This window comes from Pseudomonas sp. GCEP-101, assembly GCF_025133575.1.
Lineage (GTDB): Bacteria > Pseudomonadota > Gammaproteobacteria > Pseudomonadales > Pseudomonadaceae > Pseudomonas > Pseudomonas nitroreducens_B.
On record NZ_CP104011.1, the window covers coordinates 726634 to 746870 of the forward strand.

A 20237-nucleotide genomic window follows, 5' to 3' on the forward strand; every position below is an offset into this window, starting at 1 on the left:
GGGGAGGAAGTCGGGTGATCGAACTCAACAAGGCCATCCTGGATTGCATGCGCGAACTGCGCCGCCGTCTGCGTGAAGAACAGGCACTGGAAATCCAGTACCAGCAAAGCGACGCCATCGAACGCATGCTGCGCGCCTGCGCCGATTCCGCGCGGGAGGAAACCCGCCAGCTGGGCGAGCGCCTGAGCGAGCTGAGCGGCGTGCAACTGCCCCGCGTGGTGCAGGAGCCAAGCTTCCTGCCGATGCAGGGCGGCGGCGAGCAGCAGTACTCCGGCCCGCTGCGCGGCGGTGCCCGCCCCTCACGCTGACGCCGACATTTCTTGTAGGAGCGAGCTTGCTCGCGAACCCGTCCAGCTGCGGCATTGACTTGTAGGAGCGCGCCATCGCGGGCATGGCCCGCTCCTACAGGGGGCGCCAGCCGCTACGCACCGCGCAGCCGCCACCAGTCGCAGAACTCGTCCAGCGCATCCCACAGGCTGTTCTGCGGGTCGTAGTCGAGGTACTGGCGGGCGCGGGAGATGTCCAGGGAGAAGTCCTTGGCCATCACCGCCATCCCCAGGCGATGCAGGGTCGGTTCCGGGCGGCCGGGCAGGACCTTGCACACGCCCTCGTTGAGCAGCGCCAGGCTGTACGCCAACCCATAGGGCATGTGCCGTTCCACCGGCGGCATGTCCAGCCGGCGCAGCACGTAGTTGACCACGTCCCACAGTGGCAACGGCTGGCCGTTGCTGATGTTGTAGGCCTGGCCGAGCGCCTCGTCCCCCGCCATCAGGCTGGCGAACAGGGCGTCGTTGAGGTTCTGGATGCTGGTGAAGTCCACCTTGTTCAGACCCTGGCCGATGATGCGCAGGCGGCCCTTGCGGTGCGCGGCGATCATCCGCGGGAAGATGCTGGTGTCGCCGGCGCCGGTGACGAAGCGCGGGCGCAGCGCCAGCACTTCCAGGCCGAACTCCTGGGCGCCAAGGGCGACCCGTTCGGACTGGTACTTGGTCGAGCCATAGTGGTTGGCGAAGCGCTTGGGCACCTGCTGCTCGGTGATGCCGACGTGGGCCTGGCCATCGAAATAGATCGACGGCGACGACAGGTGCACCAGCCGGCGCACCTTCTGCTTCAGGCAGGCCTCGACCACCGATTCGGTCATGGTGACGTTGGCCTGGTGGAAGTACTCCCGACTGCCCCACACGCCGACCGCGCCGGCGCAATGCACCACGGCGTCGACGTCGCTGCACAGCGCCCGTACCAGCGCCGGGTCCGACAGGTCGCCGGCGATGAACTCCGCCCCGCGCGCCACCAGGGGTTGCAGCGCCTCCTCGCGGCGTCCGTTCACCCGGACCGCCAGCCCCTGCTCCAGGGCGAAACGGGCAAAACGTCCGCCAATGAACCCGCTGGCTCCGGTGACCAGAATCTTCATGCACGCCACTCCCGTTCTTATAGTCCGGCGACTCTAGCAGGCGCCGCACCTTACCACTCTGGCCTTGCACGCCAGAAACGAATCCTTGCAGACCGCGCCGCTGCGCCAGGGTTGCACGACCTATGATCGGCCACATGCGCCGGGCGGTTGCGGCTACCCTTGAAGCACTCTTCGCTTTCTATCGAGGCCGCATGATGAGCAAGCCCCACTGGATGATCTACGGCGCCAACGGCTACACCGGCCGGCTGGTGGCCGAGCAGGCGCAGCGCGAAGGCCTGAAGCCGATCCTCGGCGGCCGCACCCCGGCCAGCCTGCATGCGCTGGGCAGTTCCCTGGGCCTGGAATGCCGGGTGTTCGACCTCAACGACAGCGCCGCCGCCCTGGCCGCGCTGGACGGCGTCGGCGTGGTCGCCAACTGCGCCGGGCCCTTCTCCGCCACCGCCGCACCGATGATCGAGGCGTGCATTGCCAGCGGCGCGCACTACGTGGACATCACCGGCGAGATTTCCGTCTTCGAGTACGCCCACGACCTAGACGACGTGGCGCGCGCGGCGGGCGTGGCGGTCTGCCCCGGCGTCGGCTTCGACGTGATTCCTACCGACTGCGTCGCCGCCTGCCTGAAGCAGGCCCTGCCCGATGCCACCCACCTGGCGCTGGGCTTCGACAGCGGCAGCGGCCTGTCGCCGGGCACCGCCAAGACCACCGTGGAAGGCCTCAAGCTGGGCGGCAAGGTGCGCGAGGCCGGGCGCCTGCGTGACGTGCCGCTGGGCTACAAGCGCCGCGACATCGACTTCGGCCGCGGCCTCAAGCACGCGGTGACCATCCCCTGGGGTGACGTGGCGACGGCCTACTACACCACCGGCATCGGCGACATCGAGGTCTACCTGCCGGTGCCGCCCGCCGCCGCCCTCGGCATGCGCCTCATGGACGGCCTGCGCCCGCTGCTGGGCCGCGACCGGGTGCAGGACTGGCTCAAGCAGCAGGTGGACAAGCGCGTCCACGGCCCCGACGAACTGGCCCGCAGCAAGCTGCGCACCTGGGTCTGGGGCGAAGTGCGCAACGCCCGGGGCGAGCGTCGCACCGCACGGCTGGAAACCGCCAACGGCTACGACGTGACCCTCCACGGTGTGCTCTTCGCGGTGCGCCACCTGCAGGCCAACCCGAACACGGTCGGCTACTTCACCCCCTCCACGCTCTTCGGCGCCCGCTGCATCGAGCAGTTGCCCGGTAGCGGCAGCATCGTCATTCGCGGCTGATCGGCACCAGCAGCCCCGGCGCCTTCGCCAGCAGGTGCCGGGTCAGCGCGGCGAGCAACTCGCCGCCGTTGCGCCAGTGGTGCCAGTACAAGGGCACGTCGATCGCCTGCCCCGGCAGCATGTCCACCAGTTCGCCGCGTTGCAGCTCGCCGTGCACCTGCTGCTCGGGCACCAGGCCCCAGCCGAGGCCGCCGCTGGTCATGCGCACGAAGCCTTCCGACGACGGGCACAGGTGGTAGCTGAAGTGACCATCGACGCCCAGGTTCTTCAGGTAGCGGTGCTGCAGTTGATCGTCCGGGCCATAGACGATCGCCGGGGCGCGCACCAGCCCGGCCGGCGTCACGCCCTGGGGGAAGTGCCGGGCGACGAACGCCGGGCTGGCCAGCCCGCGGTACCGCATCGCGCCCAGCGGCTCGCACCGGCCGCCGGCCACGGGGCGGGGACTGGCGCAGACGCAGCCGGCCACCTCGCCGGCGCGCATGCGCTTGAGGCCGACTTCCTGGTCCTCCACCACCAGGTCCAGCAACACCTGGCGCTCGCCGCAGAAGTCACCGACCGCCTCGGCCCACCAGGTCGCCAGGCTGTCGGCGTTCAGCGCCAGGCGCAGGCGTTCGGGCGCGGCGCCGTCATCCAGCGCGGGTACCCACTGCTGCAGGTCGCCCTCCAGCAGGCGCACCTGCTGCACATGGTTGAGCAGGCGCTGGCCCAGGTCGGTGGGCTGCGGCCGCGCCGCGCGCACCAGCACCGGCTGCCCCACCCGCGCCTCGAGCAGCTTGATGCGCTGGGAGATGGCGGATTGCGACAGCCCCAGCACCTGGGCACCGCGCTCGAAACCGCCCTGCTCCACCACGGCGGCCAGGGCGGCGAGCAGCTTGTAGTCGAACATGATCAGTTTCCCTAATGAGATATCAGCAGTATTGGTTTTTCTTATACAGGCCAACACCGGACAATCGCCAGCATTCCTCCTCTGCCGATGGATTCCACATGGCTGGCGAAACCTCCCTGGCCGCGCTGCTGCGCGACATGACTCCGGTACTCAACGACGGTGAGTACGTGTTCTGCACCCTGCCCGACGGCCAGCTGCCGGCCGGCCTGCAAGCGCTGGGCAGCTTCCGCGAACGCGAAGGGCTGACGCTGATCCTGCCGCGCGCCGAGGCCGAACGGGCCGGGCTGGCGTTCGACTACGTCGCCGCCTGGCTGACCCTGGAGGTGCATTCGGCGCTGCAGGCGGTGGGCCTCACCGCCGCGGTGGCCGGCGTCCTGGCGAAGGCCGGGATCAGTTGCAACGTGATTGCCGCCTGGTACCACGACCACCTGTTCGTCGCCCACGCCGACGGCCCACGCGCGCTCGAAGCCCTGCGCGCACTCGCACTGAACCCGGAGGCCTGAACCATGTGGCAGAGCTACTTCAACGGCGTGCTGGTCGCCGCCGGCCTGATCATCGCCATCGGCGCGCAGAATGCCTTCGTCCTCGCCCAGAGCCTGCGCCGCGAGCATCACCTGTCGGTCGCCGCGCTGTGCGTGCTGTGCGACGCCATCCTGGTCAGCGCCGGCGTGTTCGGCCTGGCCAAGGTGCTGGCCGAGAACCCGACGCTGCTGGCCATCGCCCGTTGGGGCGGCGTCACCTTCCTGGTCTGGTACGGCCTCAAGGCGCTGCGTCGTGCAGTCGCACCCGAAGCCATGGCCGATGCCCGGGAAACCGGCCCGCGCTCGCGCCGCACCGTGCTGATGGCGGCCCTGGCGGTGACCCTGCTCAACCCCCACGTCTACCTCGACACCGTGCTGCTGATCGGCTCCCTCGGCGCCCAGCAGGCAGCCCCTGGCGCCTACGCCATGGGCGCGGCCAGCGCGTCGCTGCTGTGGTTCTTCACCCTCGCCCTGGGCGCCGCCTGGCTGGCGCCGTGGCTCGCGCGGCCGGCGACCTGGCGCCTGGTGGACCTGATGGTCGCGGTGATGATGCTGGGCATGGCCGCGCAACTGGTCTTCGCCGGCTGACAACGGCAGCCGGCGAAGCAATGCGAACGACGATCCGTCATCCGGGTCAGTGCATAGTGAATGCCGCGCTCCGACGCAGACCGCTGCGCAGGGCCTTTGCCCCTACAGTTGCTGCGTGGATATGCCACAGGTCGGGTGCTATGATCGGACCTTCGTGGCGCCAGCGGGCTCTGAGCCTGCCGGACGCAACTGGCGCGCTGCCGGCCCCCTGAGGGGCGCATTGCAGCTACGCCCGGATGCCGCGACAAACATCGAACCGGCCCCGTGTACCGGTCGCGCGCTCGTCGCGCTAGCCCAGACTGAGTGAGATAGGAGAGAGACCATGGCTTTCGAATTGCCGCCGCTGCCTTACGCGAAGAACGCCCTTGAGCCGCACATTTCCGCGGAAACCCTGGAATACCACCACGACAAGCACCACAACACCTACGTCGTGAACCTGAACAACCTGGTTCCGGGTACCGAGTTCGAAGGCAAGAGCCTGGAAGACATCGTCAAGACCTCTTCCGGCGGCATCTTCAACAACGCCGCCCAGGTGTGGAACCACACCTTCTACTGGAACTGCCTGAGCCCCAACGGCGGTGGCCAGCCCACCGGCGCCCTGGCAGACGCCATCAACGCGGCCTTCGGTTCCTTCGACAAGTTCAAGGAAGAGTTCAGCAAGACCTCCATCGGCACCTTCGGCTCCGGCTGGGGCTGGCTGGTGAAGAAAGCAGACGGCTCCCTGGCCCTGGCCAGCACCATCGGCGCCGGCTGCCCGCTGACCAGCGGCGACACCCCGCTGCTGACCTGCGACGTCTGGGAACACGCCTACTACATCGACTACCGCAACCTGCGTCCGAAGTACGTCGAGGCGTTCTGGAACCTGGTCAACTGGGACTTCGTGGCTGAGCAGTTCGCTGCCTGAACGTACCCCGCTTGATACGAAAAACCCGGCCCGCGCCGGGTTTTTTCGTAAAGGGCGCGTAACACTTTCGTGTCAGCTAACCTGAAAGGCCGTACAGTCAAGAAACACGACGATGGCCCTTTGACGTCACTGCGCCAATTGCCAATACTCACCCCCAGTCGTTCGCCCCTGGCGGAAACAAGGAACGCCCTTGAAACTGGATCCCCGGCACAGCCTCTCCTTCAAGCTGCTGCGTATGGTATTGCTCGCGGCCCTCGTGGTCGGGGTAGTCCTGAGCTGTGCCCAGATCATCTATGACGCCCACAAGGCGCGCCAGGCCGTGCACAACGATGCCCAGCGCATCCTGGCGATGGTCCGCGACCCGTCCACCCAGGCCGTCTACAGCCTCGACCGCGACATGGCGATGCAGGTCCTCGAAGGGCTGTTCCAGCATGAAGCCGTGCGCTATGCCGCCATCGGCCACCCTGACGAACCCATGCTCGCGGAGAAATCCCGCCCGCTGCTGGATTCCACCACCCGCTGGCTGACCGACCCGATTCTCGGCGCCGAGCAGAACTACTCGATCCGCCTCGCCGGCCGTGGCGGCTCCAACGAATACTACGGCGACCTGAAGATCACCCTCGACACCGCGCCCTATGGCGACGACTTCGTCGCCACCTCGGTGATCATCTTCATCTCCGGCATCCTCCGCGCCATGGCCCTGAGCCTGGTGCTGTTCATGGTCTACCACTGGCTGCTGACCAAGCCGCTGTCGAAGATCATCGAGCACCTGGCTTCGATCAACCCGGACCGCCCCAGCCAGCACAAGCTGCCGATGCCCGACGGCCACGAGAAGGACGAACTGGGCCTGTGGGTCACCACCGCCAACCAGTTGCTGGCCTCCATCGAGCGCAACGGCCACCTGCGCCGCGAAGCCGAGGACAGCCTGCTGCGCATCTCGCAGTACGACTTCCTCACCGGCCTGCCCAACCGCAAGCTGCTGCAACAGCGCCTGGACCAGATCCTGGAGGGCGCCTCGCGCCTGCAACGCCGGGTCGCCGTGCTGTGCCTGGGCCTGGATGACTTCAAGGGCATCAACGAGCAATACAGCTACCAGTTCGGCGACCAGTTGCTGATCGCCCTCGCCGACCGCCTGCGCACCCGCAGCGCCCACCTCGGCGCCCTGGCGCGGCTGGGTGGCGACCAGTTCGCCCTGGTCCAGGCCGACATCGAGCAACCCTACGAAGCGGCGGAGCTGGCCCAGCAGATACTCGACGACCTGGAAGCGCCCTTCGAACTCGACCAGCACCTGGTGCACCTGCGCGCCACCATCGGCATCACCCTGTTCCCCGAGGACGGCGAAACCACCGAGAAGCTGCTGCAGAAAGCCGAGCAGACCATGACCCTGGCCAAGAGCCGCTCGCGCAACCGCTACCAGTTCTACATCGCCAGCGTCGACAGCGAGATGCGCCGTCGCCGCGAACTGGAGAAGGACCTGCGCGAAGCCCTGGCGCGCAGCGAGCTGCACCTGGTCTACCAGCCGCAGGTGGACTACCGCGATCACCGCGTGGTCGGCGTCGAGGCGCTGCTGCGCTGGCAGCACCCGACCCAGGGCTGGGTCGCGCCGGACCTGTTCATTCCGCTGGCGGAGCAGAACGGCAGCATCTTCAGCATCGGCGAATGGGTGCTCGACCAGTCCTGCCGCCAGTTACGCGAATGGCACGACCAGGGCTTCGACGACCTGCGCCTGGCGGTCAACCTGTCCACCGTGCAACTGCGCCACAACGCCCTGCCGCGGGTGGTCAGCAACCTGTTGCAGATGCACCGCCTGCCGCCGCGCTCGCTGGAGCTGGAAGTCACCGAGACCGGCCTGATGGAGGACATCTCCACCGCCGCCCAGCACCTGCTCAGCCTGCGCCGCGCCGGCGCCTTGATCGCCATCGACGACTTCGGCACCGGCTACTCGTCGCTGAGCTACCTGAAGAGCCTGCCGCTGGACAAGATCAAGATCGACAAGAGTTTCGTCCAGGACCTGCTGCTGGACGACGACGACGCCACCATCGTTCGGGCCATCATCCAGCTGGGCAAGAGCCTCGGCATGCAGGTGATCGCTGAGGGCGTGGAGACGGTCGAGCAGGAGGCGTACATCATCGCCCAGGGCTGCCACGAAGGTCAGGGCTACCTCTACAGCAAGCCGCTGCCGGCCCGCGAGCTGACCCTCTACCTCAAGCAGGCGCGGCGCCTGGCCGAAGCGGCCGGCGGCAATCCCAACGGGTCGGTCGAGCGGCATTGAGCTCCTTGGGCAAATAACGCCCTCCCCCTGCGCCGAATCCCCTGTAGGAGCGAGGGGGACGCCATCGTTATTGCTCGCGAACCGCATGGCACCGGCGCTGGGGCTGTTCGCGAGCAAGCTCGCTCCTACGAAGAGCCCATTTCGCGTCGCTGATAGCAACCTGCAGGCCCCGTGATCGAGCGGTGCCACCGATCTCTCTTTTCAAAAATGCAAATCTTTCGCATTATGTTGCAGATTTTCTTGCGCAGTCCTTTTTCGTGCGCCTCTTTTCCATGCAAAGGAACCCGTCATGACTCGTATGCCCTGGGCCACTGCCAGCCTGCTCGCCATTGCCATTTCCCTCGCCGGCTGCGGCGATGACAAGAAAGCCGAAGCCCCCGCCGCGCCGGCTGCCAGCACCCAGAGCACTGCACCGGCGGCCGCCAAGGTCGACGAGGCCGCGGTCAAGGCCGTGGTGAAAAACTACCTGGACATCGCCGAAGCCACCTACGGCGACGCCCTGACCACCGCCAAGGCCCTGCAGAGCGCCGTCGACGCGCTAATCGCCAAGCCCAGCGAGGAAACCCTGAAGGCCGCCCGCGCCGCCTGGATCGCTTCGCGCCCGTCCTACTCGCAGAGCGAAGCCTTCCGCTTCGGCAACTCGATCATCGATGACTGGGAAGGCGCGGTGAACGCCTGGCCGCTGGACGAAGGCCTGATCGACTACGTCGCCAAGGACTACCAGCACGCCGAAGGCAACGCAGGCGCGAGCGCCAACATCATCGCCAACACCGAGATCCAGGTCGGCGAAGACAAGATCGACGTCAAGGAAATCACCGGCGAGAAGCTCAAGGGCCTGAACGAGCTGGGCGGCTCCGAAGCCAACGTCGCCACCGGCTACCACGCCATCGAATTCCTGCTCTGGGGCCAGGACCTGAACGGCACCAAGCCGGGCGCGGGCGACCGCAAGTACACCGACTACGCCCAGGGCAAGGACTGCACCAACGGTCATTGCGACCGCCGCGCCGCCTACCTGAAGGCCGTCACCGACCTGCTGGTCTCCGACCTCGAGGAAATGCACGGCAACTTCAAGGCCGGCGTCGCCGACAACTACCGCGCCAAGGTCGAGGCCGACAGTGCCGAGAACAACCTGCGCAAGATGTTCTTCGGCATGGGTTCGCTGTCCCTGGGCGAGCTGGCGGGCGAGCGCATGAAGGTCGCGCTGGAAGCCAACTCCACCGAAGACGAGCACGACTGCTTCAGCGACAACACCCACAACACCCTGTTCTTCAACGCCAAGAGCATCCGCAACATCTACACCGGCGAATACAAGCGCACCGACGGCAGCGTCGTGAAGGGCCCGAGCCTGTCCGACCTGGTGGCCAAGGTCGATGCCCAGGCCGATGCCGACCTGAAGGCGGACCTGGCCAACACCGAAGCCAAGATGCAGGTCATCGTCGACCGTGCCGAGAAGGACGGTGTGCACTTCGACCAGATGATCGCCCCGGAAGACAAGGACGATCAGCAGAAGATCCGCGACGCCATCGCCTCGCTGGTCAAGCAGACCGGCGCCATCGAGAAGGCCGCCACCGCGGTCGGCGTGCAGGACCTCAAGCCGGACAACGCCGATCACCAGTTCTGATCCGCGCATCCTGATGGCTTGACGCGCTGCGGCTCCACGCCGCAGCGACCGGCCAGCCTCCTACGAAGCCCCGCCCTGCGGGGCTTCGTCGTTCACGGACGGCACAAGTTGTCGTTCGCGAATACAAATTTTTCATATTTGCATTTGACACCCCTGCTACCATGGCGCGCTGCCACCTGCCGCTTTCGGATCCTGTCGATGCTCCACCGCCGTACCGCCCTGTGCCTCGTGCTGTCTGCCCTAAGCCTTGCCGCGTGCAAGCCGGAGACCTCCCAGCACGCCGTGGCCGAGCCCGGCGAATCCCTGTCCGGCGGCGCCGCCACGGTGAAGCAGAGCGACCGCAACGCCTACTCCATGCCCTCGGCCAACCTCACGCCGAGCCGCCGCCTGGACTTCAGCGTGGGCAACAGCTTCTTCCGCAACCCCTGGGTCATCGCGCCGAGCACCACCACCGCGCGCGACGGCCTCGGCCCGCTGTTCAACACCAACGCCTGCCAGAACTGCCACATCAAGGACGGCCGCGGGCATCCGCCGGAGCCGAACGACGTCAACGCGGTGTCGATGCTGGTGCGCCTGTCGATTCCCGCCGGTTCCGCCGACGTCGAGACCATCAAGCGCCTGGGCGTGGTGCCCGAGCCGGTGTACGGCGGCCAGTTCCAGGACTCCGCCATCCCCGGCGTGGCGCCCGAGGGCAAGGTGCGGGTGGACTACGACCCGGTGCCGGTGACCTTCAAGGACGGCACCGTGGTCGAGCTGCGCAAACCCAGGCTGCGCATCAGCGACCTGGGCTACGGGCCGATGCACCAGGACACGATGTTTTCCGCGCGCATCGCCCCGCCGATGATCGGCCTGGGCCTGCTGGAATCCATCAGCGAGGCGGACATCCTCGCCAACGCCGAGCAACAGGCCAAGGGCAGCGACGGCGTGCGCGGCCGGCCCAACCGGGTGTGGGACGACGCCCGGCAGGAAACCGTCCTCGGCCGCTTCGGCTGGAAGGCCGGGCAACCCAACGTCGCCCAGCAGAACGCCCACGCCTTCTCCGGCGACATGGGCCTGACCACCGACCTGCTGCCCAGCGACGACTGCACGCCCGCCCAGGTCGACTGCCGGAAGGCCATCGACGGCGGCAAGCCGGAAGTCAGCCAGCACATCTTCGACCAGGTCGCCTTCTACGCGCGCAACCTCGCGGTGCCGGCGCGGCGCAAGGTGGACGACCCGCAGGTGCTCACCGGCAAGGGACTGTTCTTCGACAGCGGCTGCGCCAGCTGTCACACGCCCACGTTCACCACCGGCGCCAACGCCGCCGAACCCGAGTTGGCCAACCAGGTCATCCGCCCTTACAGCGACCTGCTGCTGCATGACATGGGCGAGGGACTGGCGGACAATCGCCCGGAATTTCTCGCCAGCGGCCGCGACTGGCGCACGGCGCCGCTGTGGGGCATCGGCCTGACCGAGACGGTCAACGGCCACACCCAGTTCCTGCATGACGGCCGCGCCCGCAACCCGCTCGAAGCCGTGCTCTGGCACGGCGGCGAAGCCGAAGCGGCAAAGCAACGCGTACTGAATTTCGACGCCGGGCAGCGCGATGCCCTGCTGGCGTTCCTGAACTCACTCTAAGGAGCCGAGCCCACCATGTTCCGCCCCCGTCTTCTGATCACCAGCCTCGCCATCGCCCTGGGCGCCTGTTCGCCCATCGACCCGCAGGCGACCACCAGCGCCACGCTGGCCCAGCAGGTGATCCTGCCGACCTACAGCCGCTGGGTCGATGCCGACCGCGCGCTGGCCGCCAGTGCCCTGGCGTACTGCCAGGGCAAGGAAGACCTCGCCAAGGCCCGCGCTGACTTCATGGCTGCGCAGAAGGCCTGGGCCGAGCTGCAACCGCTGCTGGTCGGCCCGCTGGCCGAGGGAAACCGCGCCTGGCAGGTGCAGTTCTGGCCCGACAAGAAGAACCTCGTGGCGCGCCAGGTCGAGCAATTGCTGGGCAGCGGCAACGCGATTTCCCCGGCGACCCTGGATAAGTCCAGCGTCGTGGTGCAGGGCCTGACCGCCTACGAATACATCCTCTTCGACGCCAGGATCGACCTCGCCAACGCCGAGACCAAGGCGCGCTATTGCCCGCTGCTGGAAGCCATCGCCACGCACCAGCAATCCCTCGCCGAAAGCATCCTGGCGCAGTGGAAGCAGGACGGCGGCATGCTCGCCCAGCTCTCCAAGTTCCCCAACGAGCGCTACGCCGATGCCCACGAGGCCATCGCCGAGCTGCTGCGCGTGCAGGTCACCGCGCTGGACATGCTGAAGAAGAAACTCGGCACCCCGCTGGGCCGCCAGAGCAAGGGCATCCCGCAGCCGTTCCAGGCCGAGGGCTGGCGCAGCGACATGTCGCTGGCGAGCCTGGACGCCAGCCTGACCGGCGCCCAGGCGCTGTGGAACGGCACCGACAACAAGGGGCTGCGCGCCCTGCTGCCGGCCGAGCAGAAAGAGCTGGCCGGCAAGATCGACGCGGCCTACGCCGACGTCCACGGCAAGCTGAAGGCGATCAACCAGCCGCTGAGCGAACTGCTCAAGGACGACGCCGGCATCAAACAGCTGAACGAGCTGTACGACAGCCTCAACGTCGTCCACCGCCTGCACGAAAGTGATCTCGCCAAGGCGCTGGGCGTGCAGTTGGGCTTCAACGCCAACGACGGGGATTGATTCGATCGGCTGCGCGTCGGCCATGCGTCTGCCGTGAGAGGTTGAAGAGGTGCGTCGGATAGCTCCGTTGGAGCCAACGCCGCATCCGCCATACCTTCCCGCCTGGCTCCAGCTCGCACGATCGATGGGATGAAAGAAGTGATAGAGGTGCAAGCCATGTTGCGACGTCACGTGATCGGCCTGGGCAGCCTGCTGCTCGGCGCCCTGACCTTCGGCGGCTGGACGCTGTCACGCAAGGGCAAGGAGCCCCTAGTGCTGTCCGCCCGTGATGACGCGGACGGCAAGCACTACGCCGTGGGCTATCGCCTGGACGGCAGCTGCGCCTTCGCCACCGAGGTCGGCCTGCGCTGCCACGACGTGGTGCAGCACCCCAGCCTGCCGCTGGCGCTGTTCGTCGCCCGCCGCCCGGGCCGGCAGAGCTACCTGATCGACCTGAACGACGGCCGCCTGCTGCAGACCCTGGACTCGCAGGCCGACCGCCATTTCTATGGCCACGGCGTGTGGCACAAGGACGGCGAGTGGCTCTACGCCACCGAGAACGACACCACCGACCCTGGGCGCGGCCTGCTCGGCGTGTACCGCTTCGACGGTGAGCGCCTGAGCCACACCGGCGAGGTCTCCACCCACGGCCTCGGCCCGCACCAGGTGTCCTGGATGCCCGACGGCGAGACCCTGGTGGTGGCCAACGGCGGTATCCGCACCGAAGCCGAGAGCCGCGTGGAGATGAACCTCGACGCCATGGAGCCGAGCCTGGTGCTGATGCGGCGCGACGGCGCGCTGATCTCCAAGGAAACCCTGCCGCAGCAGATGAACAGCGTGCGCCACCTGGCCATCGCCGCGGACGGCACCATCGTCGCCGGGCAGCAGTACATGGGCGACGCCCACGACCGCGCCGACCTGCTTGCCATCAAGCGCCCCGGCGAAGCCTTCCAGGCCTTCCCGCTGGCCGATGAACAACGCCTGGCCATGGCCCAGTACACCGCCAGCGTCGCGGTACACAACGACCTGCGCCTGGTCGCGCTCACCGCCCCGCGCGGCAACCGCTTCTTCATCTGGGACCTGGACTCCGGCGCCGTGCGCCTGGACGCGCCGCTGCCCGATTGCGCCGGCGTCGGCGCGGTGAAGGACGGCTTCGTCGTCACCTCCGGCCAGGGCCGCTGCCGCTTCTACGACTGCCGCGGCGAACGCATCGCCGGCACCCCGCTGGAGCTGCCTCCGGCCTTCTGGGACAACCACCTGCACCTGGCCTGACTCCGGCGAGCGTAGGAGCAACTGTCTTCTCCCAGATAATTCGGCGCCTGCATTTCCCCCTCACCCCAACCCTCTCCCTCAGGGAGAGGGGGCAGGCCGTGCCGGCTGACGCTGTGCTTTCATCCTGCACCATTGGGTCCCCTCTCCCTCCGGGAGAGGGCCAGGGTGAGGGCCGGCCCGTGTACAGACGTTTCCCGTAGGAGCGGACTCCGTCCGCGATGTGCAACCGTCAAGCTCGGAGCCGCCGGGAAGCGATCATGGATGAATCCGCTCCTACGCCGTCGACAACTCATGGCAACAAGCCAGAACGCCCGTCCCAGACCGCCCCGCCCCCTACCACTCGTCTCCCTGGACTCAGGAAGACAGCCACCCGGCCGATGCAAAGGCTGACCGATTCCCACCCTGCGTCTTAGAGGCGTAAACACGATGTCCCCCAACACTTCCCTGCGTACCCAGATCCTGTCGCTGCTGGGCGGTAGCCTGCTGCTCGTGCTGCTGATCGCCCTTGCCTGCTTCCACTTCCTTTCCGGCAGCGTCAGCGCCTACCAGCGCCTGCTGGACGGCCCGCTGCAATCCTCGCAACTGGTCGACCAGGCCAACCTGGCCTTCAAGGCCCAGGTGCAGGAATGGAAGAACGTCCTGCTGCGCGGCCAGCAGTCTGCCGACCTGAACAAATACTGGAGCCAGTTCGAGGAACAGGAACGCGCCGTGCAGGACGTGCTCGGCCGACTGGAGCAGAACGCCGCCGACGATGCGCAGCTCAAGGCCCAGGTCACCCGCCTGCGCGACGAGCACCGCCAGCTCGGCCAGGCCTACCGCAAGGGCCGCGACGCCTATGTCGCCGCCGGCAGCGACCCGCGCGCCGGGGATGCCGCGGTGAAGGGCATCGACCGCGCCGCCAGCGAGCAGATGGCCGCCCTGGTGGAGAGCCTGCACCACGATGCCGTCGAGCAGGCCAGGAGCATCTCCGCCAGCGCCGACAGCACCGTCGTCAGCGGCACCCTGGTCCTGTTGCTTTCGGGCATCGCGCTGGGCCTGCTCAGCCTGTGGCTGGTCAACCGCAACCTGGTCGGCCCGATCGCCCGCCTGATCGAGCACATCGCCCAGCTCAGCGAAGGCAACTTCGGCGAGCGCGTCGATGCCAGCCGCCGCGACGAGCTGGGCCGCCTGGCCCGCGCCGCCAACACCCTGCGCGACTTCCTCGCCGAGACCTTCACCCGCCTCAAGCACAGCACCACCGAGCTGGACACCGCCAGCGGCGAGCTGAACGCCATCGCCACCCTGATGGCCGAAGGCACCCGCGAGCAGTTCTCGCGCACCGACCAGGTGGCCACGGCGATGCACGAGATGTCCGCCACCGCCCAGGAAGTCGCGCGCCACGCCTCCGATGCCGCGCGCGCCGCGGACGACGCCGACCAGCACGCCCAGCAAGGCGGCGAAGTGATGAAGACCACCATCGTCACCATCACCGAGATGAGCAACGAGATCGCCAACACCGCCGACGTCATCCGCCGCCTGGAAAGCGACAGCGGGCGCATCGGCAAGGTGCTCGAAGTGATCCGCGGCATCGCCGACCAGACCAACCTGCTGGCGCTCAACGCCGCCATCGAGGCCGCCCGTGCGGGCGAAGCCGGGCGTGGTTTCGCCGTGGTCGCCGACGAAGTGCGAACCCTCGCCCAGCGCACCGCCGAGTCCACCGCCGAGATCCACCAGATCATCGACACCGTGCAGACCGGCTCGATGAACGCCCTGCGCGCCATCGAGAGCGGCCAGACCCGCAGTGAACAAGGCGTGGAACGCGTGACCCAGGCCGGCGAAGTGCTGCGCAGCATCACCCAGGCCGTGGAAGCGATCCGCGACATGAACCGGCAGATCGCCACCGCCGCCGAAGAGCAGACCTCGGTCGCCGAGGACATCTCGCGCAACCTCACCGAGATCACCGCCATCGGCGCCACCAACGAGGAAAACGTGGTGCGCACCCAGGGCGCCAGCCGCCACCTGCATGGCCTCTCCGGCGAACTGGCGGACGTCACCCGCAAGCTCAGCGCCTGATCCGCTTCGCCACAGGGATGTGGCTCCCTTCCCCGCTCCACCCGCCGCACCGTTCCAGCGCACATCTGCCGTAAACGACCTGACTTTTCGCGCGAAACCTCTTGTAATCGCAGCCCTTTGACTATCCATCGTTTCAGGCATAAGGTGCGCAATTCCGCCCCGCAATGGGGCGTCCCCCGTATCGGCTTCATAGCCTGATCGACATCTGCGCGAACGGAAGGCCGCCCGGCAAAACCCGGACGAGCGATCGCGCCCGATTGCTGCCAGGCACGTACCAAGGAACAGGAAGATGTTGCGCCGCATGCTGATCATGCTGGGCGTGGTTGCCGTCATCGTTGCGGTGCTCGCCGGCTCGAAATACCTCTCCATCAAGAAACAGATCGCCATGTTCTCGGCGCCGCGCCCGCCGGTGAGCGTGAACGCCGCCCCGGCCGAGGAACGCGACTGGCAGAGCCGCCTGCAGGCCATCGGCACCCTGCGCGCGATCCAGGGCGTGACCCTGACTGCCGAGGTGTCCGGGACGGTCAGCGCGGTGCAGTTCGTCTCCGGCGACAAGGTCAAGGTCGGCCAGCCGGTGGTGCAGCTGGAATCCGACGTCGAACAGGCGACCCTGCGCACCGCCGAGGCAGACCTCGGCCTGGCCCAGGTGGAGTACGAGCGCGGCAAGAGCCTGGTGGGCCGCCAGGCCATTTCCAAGAGCGAGTACGACCGCCTCGCCGCCCAGCTGAACCGCTCCACCGCCACCGTCGCGCAACTGCGCGCGGCGCTGGCGAAGAAGCGCATCCTCGCGCCCTTCTCCGGCACCATCGGCATCCGTCAGGTGGACGTCGGCGACTACGTATCCCCCGGCACCGAGATCGTCACCCTGCAGGACCTTTCCACCCTGCAGGTGGATTTCTTCCTGCCCGAGCAGGACTTCCCGCTGCTCAAGCGCGGGCAGAAGGTGGTGGTGCGCGTGGCGGCCTATCCGGGCCAGAGCTTCGATGCGCAGATCGACGCCATCAGCCCGCGGGTGGACAACCAGACGCGCAACCTGCTGGTCCGCGCCAGCATGGCCAACCCCGACGGCAAGCTGCTGCCGGGGATGTTCGCCAACCTGGAAGTCCAGCTGCCGGACAGCGCGCCGCGCGTGGTGGTCCCCGAGACCGCCGTGGCCTTCACCCTGTACGGCAACTCGGTGTACGTGGTGGTGCCGCACAAGCCCAAGGACGGCGAGAAGGCCGACGAGGCCAAGGCCGACGCGCCGAAGCTGGAAGTCGAACGTCGCTTCGTCAAGACCGGCGAACGCCGCGAAGGCAGCGTGGTGATCCTCGAGGGCCTGAAGCCCGGCGAAGAAGTGGTGACCTCCGGCCAGCTGAAGCTGGACAACGGCACCGCCGTGGCCATCGTCAAGGACCCGCAGTAACGCACAGCACTGTCCTCGCCCCCGGCGAGGGCAGCCAGAGACAACCGCTCTGCCCGGATTTCGCGAGCTAGAGCCAGGCAAGGCGGAGCGGTGTGGCGAAAGCGGAGTTGGCTGCAGCCAATGAGCATTTCTCCACACCGCTCCAACGCCGCATGGCCGACGCGCAGCAAATCCAACCAGGAAGGATTGAGAGCATGTTTACCGATCCCTTTATTCGTCGCCCCGTGCTGGCGACCGTGGTCAGCCTGCTGATCGTCCTGCTCGGCATGCAGGCCTTCAGCAAGCTGGTGATCCGCGAATATCCGCAGATGGAAAACGCGCTGATCACCGTCACCACCTTCTATGCCGGCGCCAACGCCGAAACCATCCAGGGCTACATCACCCAGCCGCTGCAGCAGAGCCTCGCCAGCGCCGAAGGCATCGACTACATGACCTCGGTGAGCCGGCAGAACTACTCGGTGATCTCGATCTATGCGCACATCGGCGCCAACACCGATCGCCTGGTCACCGAGCTACTGTCGAAGATCGGCGAGGTGAAGACCCAGCTGCCGCCCGACGCCGAGGACCCGGTGCTGGACAAGGAAGCCGCCGACGCCTCGGCGCTGATGTACATCAGCTTCTTCAGCGAGCAGATGAACAACCCGCAGATCACCGACTACCTCTCGCGGGTGATCCAGCCCAAGCTCGCCACGCTGCCGGGCATCGCCGAGGCGGAGATCCTCGGCAACCAGGTGTTCGCCATGCGCCTGTGGCTGGACCCGGTGAAGATGGCCGCCTACGGCGTCACCGCCGGCGATGTGGCCGATGCGGTGCGCCAGTACAACTTCCTCTCCGCCGCCGGCGAGGTGAAGGGTGAGCTGGTGGTCACCTCGGTGAACGCCTCCACCGACCTGAAATCCCCGGAAGCCTTCGCCGCCATTCCGCTGAAGACCGCGGGCGATCGCCGCGTGCTGATGGGCGACGTGGCGCGCATCGAACTGGGCGCCGCCAGCTACGACGCGGTCAGCTCGTTCAACGGCATCCCCTCGGTGTACATCGGCATCAAGGGCACGCCCAGCTCCAACCCGCTGGACGTGATCAAGGAAGTCCGCGCCAAGATGCCGGAACTGGAAGAGCAGCTGCCGCCGGGTCTGCAGGTGTCCATCGCCTACGACGCCACGCGCTTCATCCAGGCGTCCATCGACGAAGTGGTGAAGACCCTGGGCGAGGCGATCCTGATCGTCATCGTCGTGGTCTTCCTGTTCCTCGGCGCGCTGCGCTCGGTGATCATCCCGGTGGTGACCATCCCGCTGTCGATGATCGGCGTGCTGTTCTTCATGCAGATGATGGGCTACTCGATCAACCTGCTGACGCTGCTGGCGATGGTGCTCGCCATCGGCCTGGTGGTGGACGACGCCATCGTGGTGGTGGAGAACATCCACCGCCACATCGAGGAGGGCAAGTCGCCGTTCCAGGGCGCCATCGAGGGCGCGCGGGAGATCGCCGTGCCGGTGGTGACCATGACCATCACCCTGGCCGCCGTGTACGCGCCCATCGGCTTCTTGAGCGGCCTGACCGGCGCGCTGTTCAAGGAATTTGCCTTCACCCTCGCCGGCGCGGTGATCATCTCCGGCATCGTCGCCCTGACCCTGTCGCCGATGATGTGCTCGCGCCTGCTGCGCCACGACGAGAATCCCAGCGGCCTGGCCCATCGCCTGGACCTCATCTTCGAAGGCCTGAAGGTGCGCTACCAGCGCCTGTTGCACGGCACGCTGAACAGCCGTCCGGTGGTCGTCGTGTTCGCCGTGCTGGTGCTGGCGATCATCCCGCTGCTGATGATGTTCACCCACAAGGAACTGGCGCCGGAGGAAGACCAGGGCATCGTCTTCCTCATGGCCAACGCGCCGCAGACGGCGAACCTCGACTACCTGTCGAAGTACACCGCCGAGTTCGAGGGCATCTTCCGCCAGTTCCCCGAGTACTATTCGGCGTTCCAGATCAACGGCTACAACGGCGTGCAGACGGGTATTGGCGGCATGCTGCTCAAGCCCTGGGACGAGCGCGAGCGCAGCCAGATGGAGCTGCTGCAGGCGGTGCAGGGCGAGCTGGACAAGATCCCCGGGCTGCAGATCTTCGGCTTCAACCTGCCGTCGCTGCCGGGCACCGGCGAGGGCCTGCCGTTCCAGTTCGTGATCAACACCGCCAGCGACTATCAGTCACTGCTGCAGGTGGCCGAGCGGGTGAAGAAGCGCGCGGAGGAGTCGGGCAAGTTCGCCTTCCTCGACCTCGACCTGGCCTTCGACAAGCCGGAGCTGGTGGTCGACATCGACCGCGCCAAGGCCGCGCAGATGGGCGTGTCGATGCAGGACCTGGGCGTTGCCCTGGGGGCGCTGCTGGGGGAAGGCGAGATCAACCGCTTCACCATCGACGGGCGCAGCTACAAGGTGATCGCCCAGGTCGAGCGCGCCTACCGCGACAACCCGGGCTGGCTGAACAACTACTACGTGAAGAGCCAGAGCGGCCAGCTGATCTCGCTGTCCACCCTGGTGACCTTCCACGAGCGCGCCCGCCCGCGCCAGCTCAACCAGTTCCAGCAGCTCAACTCGGCGATCATCTCCGGCGTGCCGATGGTCAGCATGGGCGAGGCCATCGACACGGTGCGCGGCATCGCCGAGCAGGAGTCGCCGCGCGGCTTCTCCTTCGACTACGCCGGCGCGTCGCGGCAGTTCGTGCAGGAAGGCAGCGCGCTGATGATCACCTTCGCCCTGGCGCTGGCGGTGATCTTCCTGGTGCTGGCGGCGCAGTTCGAGAGCTTCCGCGATCCGCTGGTGATCATGGTCACCGTGCCGCTGTCGATCTGCGGCGCGCTGATCCCGCTGTTCCTCGGTCTGTCGAGCCTGAACATCTATACCCAGGTGGGGCTGGTGACGCTGATCGGCTTGATCAGCAAGCACGGCATCCTCATCGTCGAGTTCGCCAACCAGCTGCGCCACGAGCGCGGATTGTCGGTGCGCGAGGCGGTGGAAGAAGCCGCGGCGATCCGCCTGCGCCCGGTGCTGATGACCACCGCCGCCATGGTGCTCGGGGTGATTCCCCTGCTGCTCGCCACCGGCGCCGGCGCGGTGAGCCGCTTCGACATCGGCATCGTCATCGCCACCGGCATGAGCGTGGGCACGCTGTTCACCCTGTTCGTGCTGCCCTGCGTGTACACGCTGCTGGCCAAGCCGGACAAGAGGCCCGCCGAAGCCCCCGCGCCGGCCACGGCGCATTGAATGAAAAGCCCCGCATCAGCGGGGCTTTTTTCTGGCGCGTCAGTTAGATCTACGCTCGGACAAGCCCTCACCCTAGCCCTCTCCCAGAGGGAGAGGGGACCGTTTGGCACAGGATGAAACCGAGG

General features: G+C 67.3%; 15 protein-coding genes and 1 pseudogene. 14 read left to right on the forward strand and 2 right to left on the reverse strand.

What is annotated here, in order from left to right; translation table 11 throughout:
• The first annotated feature begins 17 nt into the window (after positions 1-17).
• A complete protein-coding gene (locus tag N0B71_RS03365) occupies positions 18-308 on the forward strand; it encodes a hypothetical protein (protein WP_259759467.1) in 291 nt (96 codons plus the stop codon).
• A 113-nt stretch (positions 309-421) separates the two neighbouring features.
• On the opposite strand, the gene N0B71_RS03370 is transcribed toward N0B71_RS03365, so the two are convergent.
• Positions 422-1411: an NAD-dependent epimerase/dehydratase family protein gene (locus N0B71_RS03370; protein ID WP_259757298.1), complete on the reverse strand. Its 990-nt coding sequence runs from the start codon at positions 1409-1411 to the stop codon at positions 422-424.
• Between the two features lie 194 nt (positions 1412-1605).
• Between N0B71_RS03370 and N0B71_RS03375 the strand changes: the two genes are divergently transcribed.
• Positions 1606-2667, forward strand: a complete 1062-nt coding sequence (locus N0B71_RS03375; RefSeq protein ID WP_259757299.1) for a saccharopine dehydrogenase family protein — start codon at positions 1606-1608, stop codon at positions 2665-2667.
• On the opposite strand, the gene N0B71_RS03380 is transcribed toward N0B71_RS03375, so the two are convergent.
• Complete coding sequence (locus tag N0B71_RS03380; protein WP_259759468.1) at positions 2654-3559, reverse strand: LysR family transcriptional regulator ArgP; 906 nt, start codon at positions 3557-3559, stop codon at positions 2654-2656. The genes N0B71_RS03375 and N0B71_RS03380 overlap by 14 nt on opposite strands.
• A 92-nt stretch (positions 3560-3651) precedes the next feature.
• On the opposite strand from N0B71_RS03380, the gene N0B71_RS03385 reads away from it, so the two are divergent.
• From N0B71_RS03385 to N0B71_RS03435, 12 genes and pseudogenes are all read left to right on the forward strand, one after another.
• Positions 3652-4056, forward strand: a complete 405-nt coding sequence (locus N0B71_RS03385) for an ACT domain-containing protein (protein WP_259757300.1) — start codon at positions 3652-3654, stop codon at positions 4054-4056.
• A gap of 3 nt (positions 4057-4059) precedes the next feature.
• Positions 4060-4662: a LysE/ArgO family amino acid transporter gene (locus N0B71_RS03390; RefSeq protein ID WP_259757301.1), complete on the forward strand. Its 603-nt coding sequence runs from the start codon at positions 4060-4062 to the stop codon at positions 4660-4662.
• Between the two features lie 322 nt (positions 4663-4984).
• Positions 4985-5566, forward strand: coding sequence for a superoxide dismutase [Fe] (gene sodB, locus N0B71_RS03395; protein WP_024762591.1), 582 nt, complete (start codon positions 4985-4987; stop codon positions 5564-5566).
• Positions 5567-5756: 190 nt separating this feature from the next.
• A complete protein-coding gene (locus N0B71_RS03400) occupies positions 5757-7838 on the forward strand; it encodes a putative bifunctional diguanylate cyclase/phosphodiesterase (RefSeq protein WP_259757303.1) in 2082 nt (693 codons plus the stop codon).
• A gap of 289 nt (positions 7839-8127) precedes the next feature.
• Positions 8128-9459 (forward strand): imelysin family protein, encoded by a 1332-nt coding sequence (locus tag N0B71_RS03405; RefSeq protein WP_259757304.1) that lies wholly within the window; start codon positions 8128-8130, stop codon positions 9457-9459.
• Between the two features lie 198 nt (positions 9460-9657).
• Entirely contained in the window at positions 9658-11076 is a 1419-nt protein-coding gene (locus N0B71_RS03410) for a di-heme oxidoreductase family protein (RefSeq protein ID WP_259757305.1), read from the forward strand.
• 15 nt (positions 11077-11091) lie between these two features.
• The gene (locus N0B71_RS03415; RefSeq protein WP_259757306.1) at positions 11092-12153 is read left to right on the forward strand and encodes an imelysin family protein; all 1062 of its coding nucleotides are present in this window, start codon (positions 11092-11094) and stop codon (positions 12151-12153) included.
• A gap of 156 nt (positions 12154-12309) precedes the next feature.
• On the forward strand, positions 12310-13404 hold the full coding sequence (locus N0B71_RS03420; RefSeq protein WP_259757307.1) for a DUF1513 domain-containing protein: 1095 nt from the start codon (positions 12310-12312) through the stop codon (positions 13402-13404).
• A gap of 909 nt (positions 13405-14313) precedes the next feature.
• Positions 14314-14523: pseudogene (locus tag N0B71_RS28205) on the forward strand (methyl-accepting chemotaxis protein); the annotation flags it as partial.
• Positions 14524-14751: 228 nt separating this feature from the next.
• Complete coding sequence (locus N0B71_RS28210; protein WP_442964661.1) at positions 14752-15456, forward strand: methyl-accepting chemotaxis protein; 705 nt, start codon at positions 14752-14754, stop codon at positions 15454-15456.
• A gap of 289 nt (positions 15457-15745) precedes the next feature.
• A complete protein-coding gene (locus N0B71_RS03430) occupies positions 15746-16861 on the forward strand; it encodes an efflux RND transporter periplasmic adaptor subunit (RefSeq protein WP_259757309.1) in 1116 nt (371 codons plus the stop codon).
• 194 nt (positions 16862-17055) lie between these two features.
• On the forward strand, positions 17056-20112 hold the full coding sequence (locus N0B71_RS03435; protein ID WP_259757310.1) for a multidrug efflux RND transporter permease subunit: 3057 nt from the start codon (positions 17056-17058) through the stop codon (positions 20110-20112).
• Positions 20113-20237 lie beyond the last annotated feature (125 nt).

Excerpts from the sequence above, each read along its gene's own strand:
- N0B71_RS03420 (WP_259757307.1), top strand. The coding sequence starts at position 12,310 with ATGTTGCGACGTCACGTGATCGGCCTGGGCAGCCTGCTGCTCGGCGCC.
- N0B71_RS03410 (WP_259757305.1), top strand. The coding sequence starts at position 9,658 with ATGCTCCACCGCCGTACCGCCCTGTGCCTCGTGCTGTCTGCCCTAAGC.
- N0B71_RS03405 (WP_259757304.1), top strand. The coding sequence starts at position 8,128 with ATGACTCGTATGCCCTGGGCCACTGCCAGCCTGCTCGCCATTGCCATT.
- N0B71_RS03375 (WP_259757299.1), top strand. The coding sequence starts at position 1,606 with ATGAGCAAGCCCCACTGGATGATCTACGGCGCCAACGGCTACACCGGC.
- N0B71_RS03435 (WP_259757310.1), top strand. The coding sequence starts at position 17,056 with ATGTTTACCGATCCCTTTATTCGTCGCCCCGTGCTGGCGACCGTGGTC.
- N0B71_RS03415 (WP_259757306.1), top strand. The coding sequence starts at position 11,092 with ATGTTCCGCCCCCGTCTTCTGATCACCAGCCTCGCCATCGCCCTGGGC.
- N0B71_RS03385 (WP_259757300.1), top strand. The coding sequence starts at position 3,652 with ATGGCTGGCGAAACCTCCCTGGCCGCGCTGCTGCGCGACATGACTCCG.
- N0B71_RS03430 (WP_259757309.1), top strand. The coding sequence starts at position 15,746 with ATGTTGCGCCGCATGCTGATCATGCTGGGCGTGGTTGCCGTCATCGTT.
- sodB (WP_024762591.1), top strand. The coding sequence starts at position 4,985 with ATGGCTTTCGAATTGCCGCCGCTGCCTTACGCGAAGAACGCCCTTGAG.
- N0B71_RS28210 (WP_442964661.1), top strand. The coding sequence starts at position 14,752 with ATGTCCGCCACCGCCCAGGAAGTCGCGCGCCACGCCTCCGATGCCGCG.
- N0B71_RS03390 (WP_259757301.1), top strand. The coding sequence starts at position 4,060 with ATGTGGCAGAGCTACTTCAACGGCGTGCTGGTCGCCGCCGGCCTGATC.
- N0B71_RS03370 (WP_259757298.1), bottom strand. The coding sequence starts at position 1,411 with ATGAAGATTCTGGTCACCGGAGCCAGCGGGTTCATTGGCGGACGTTTT.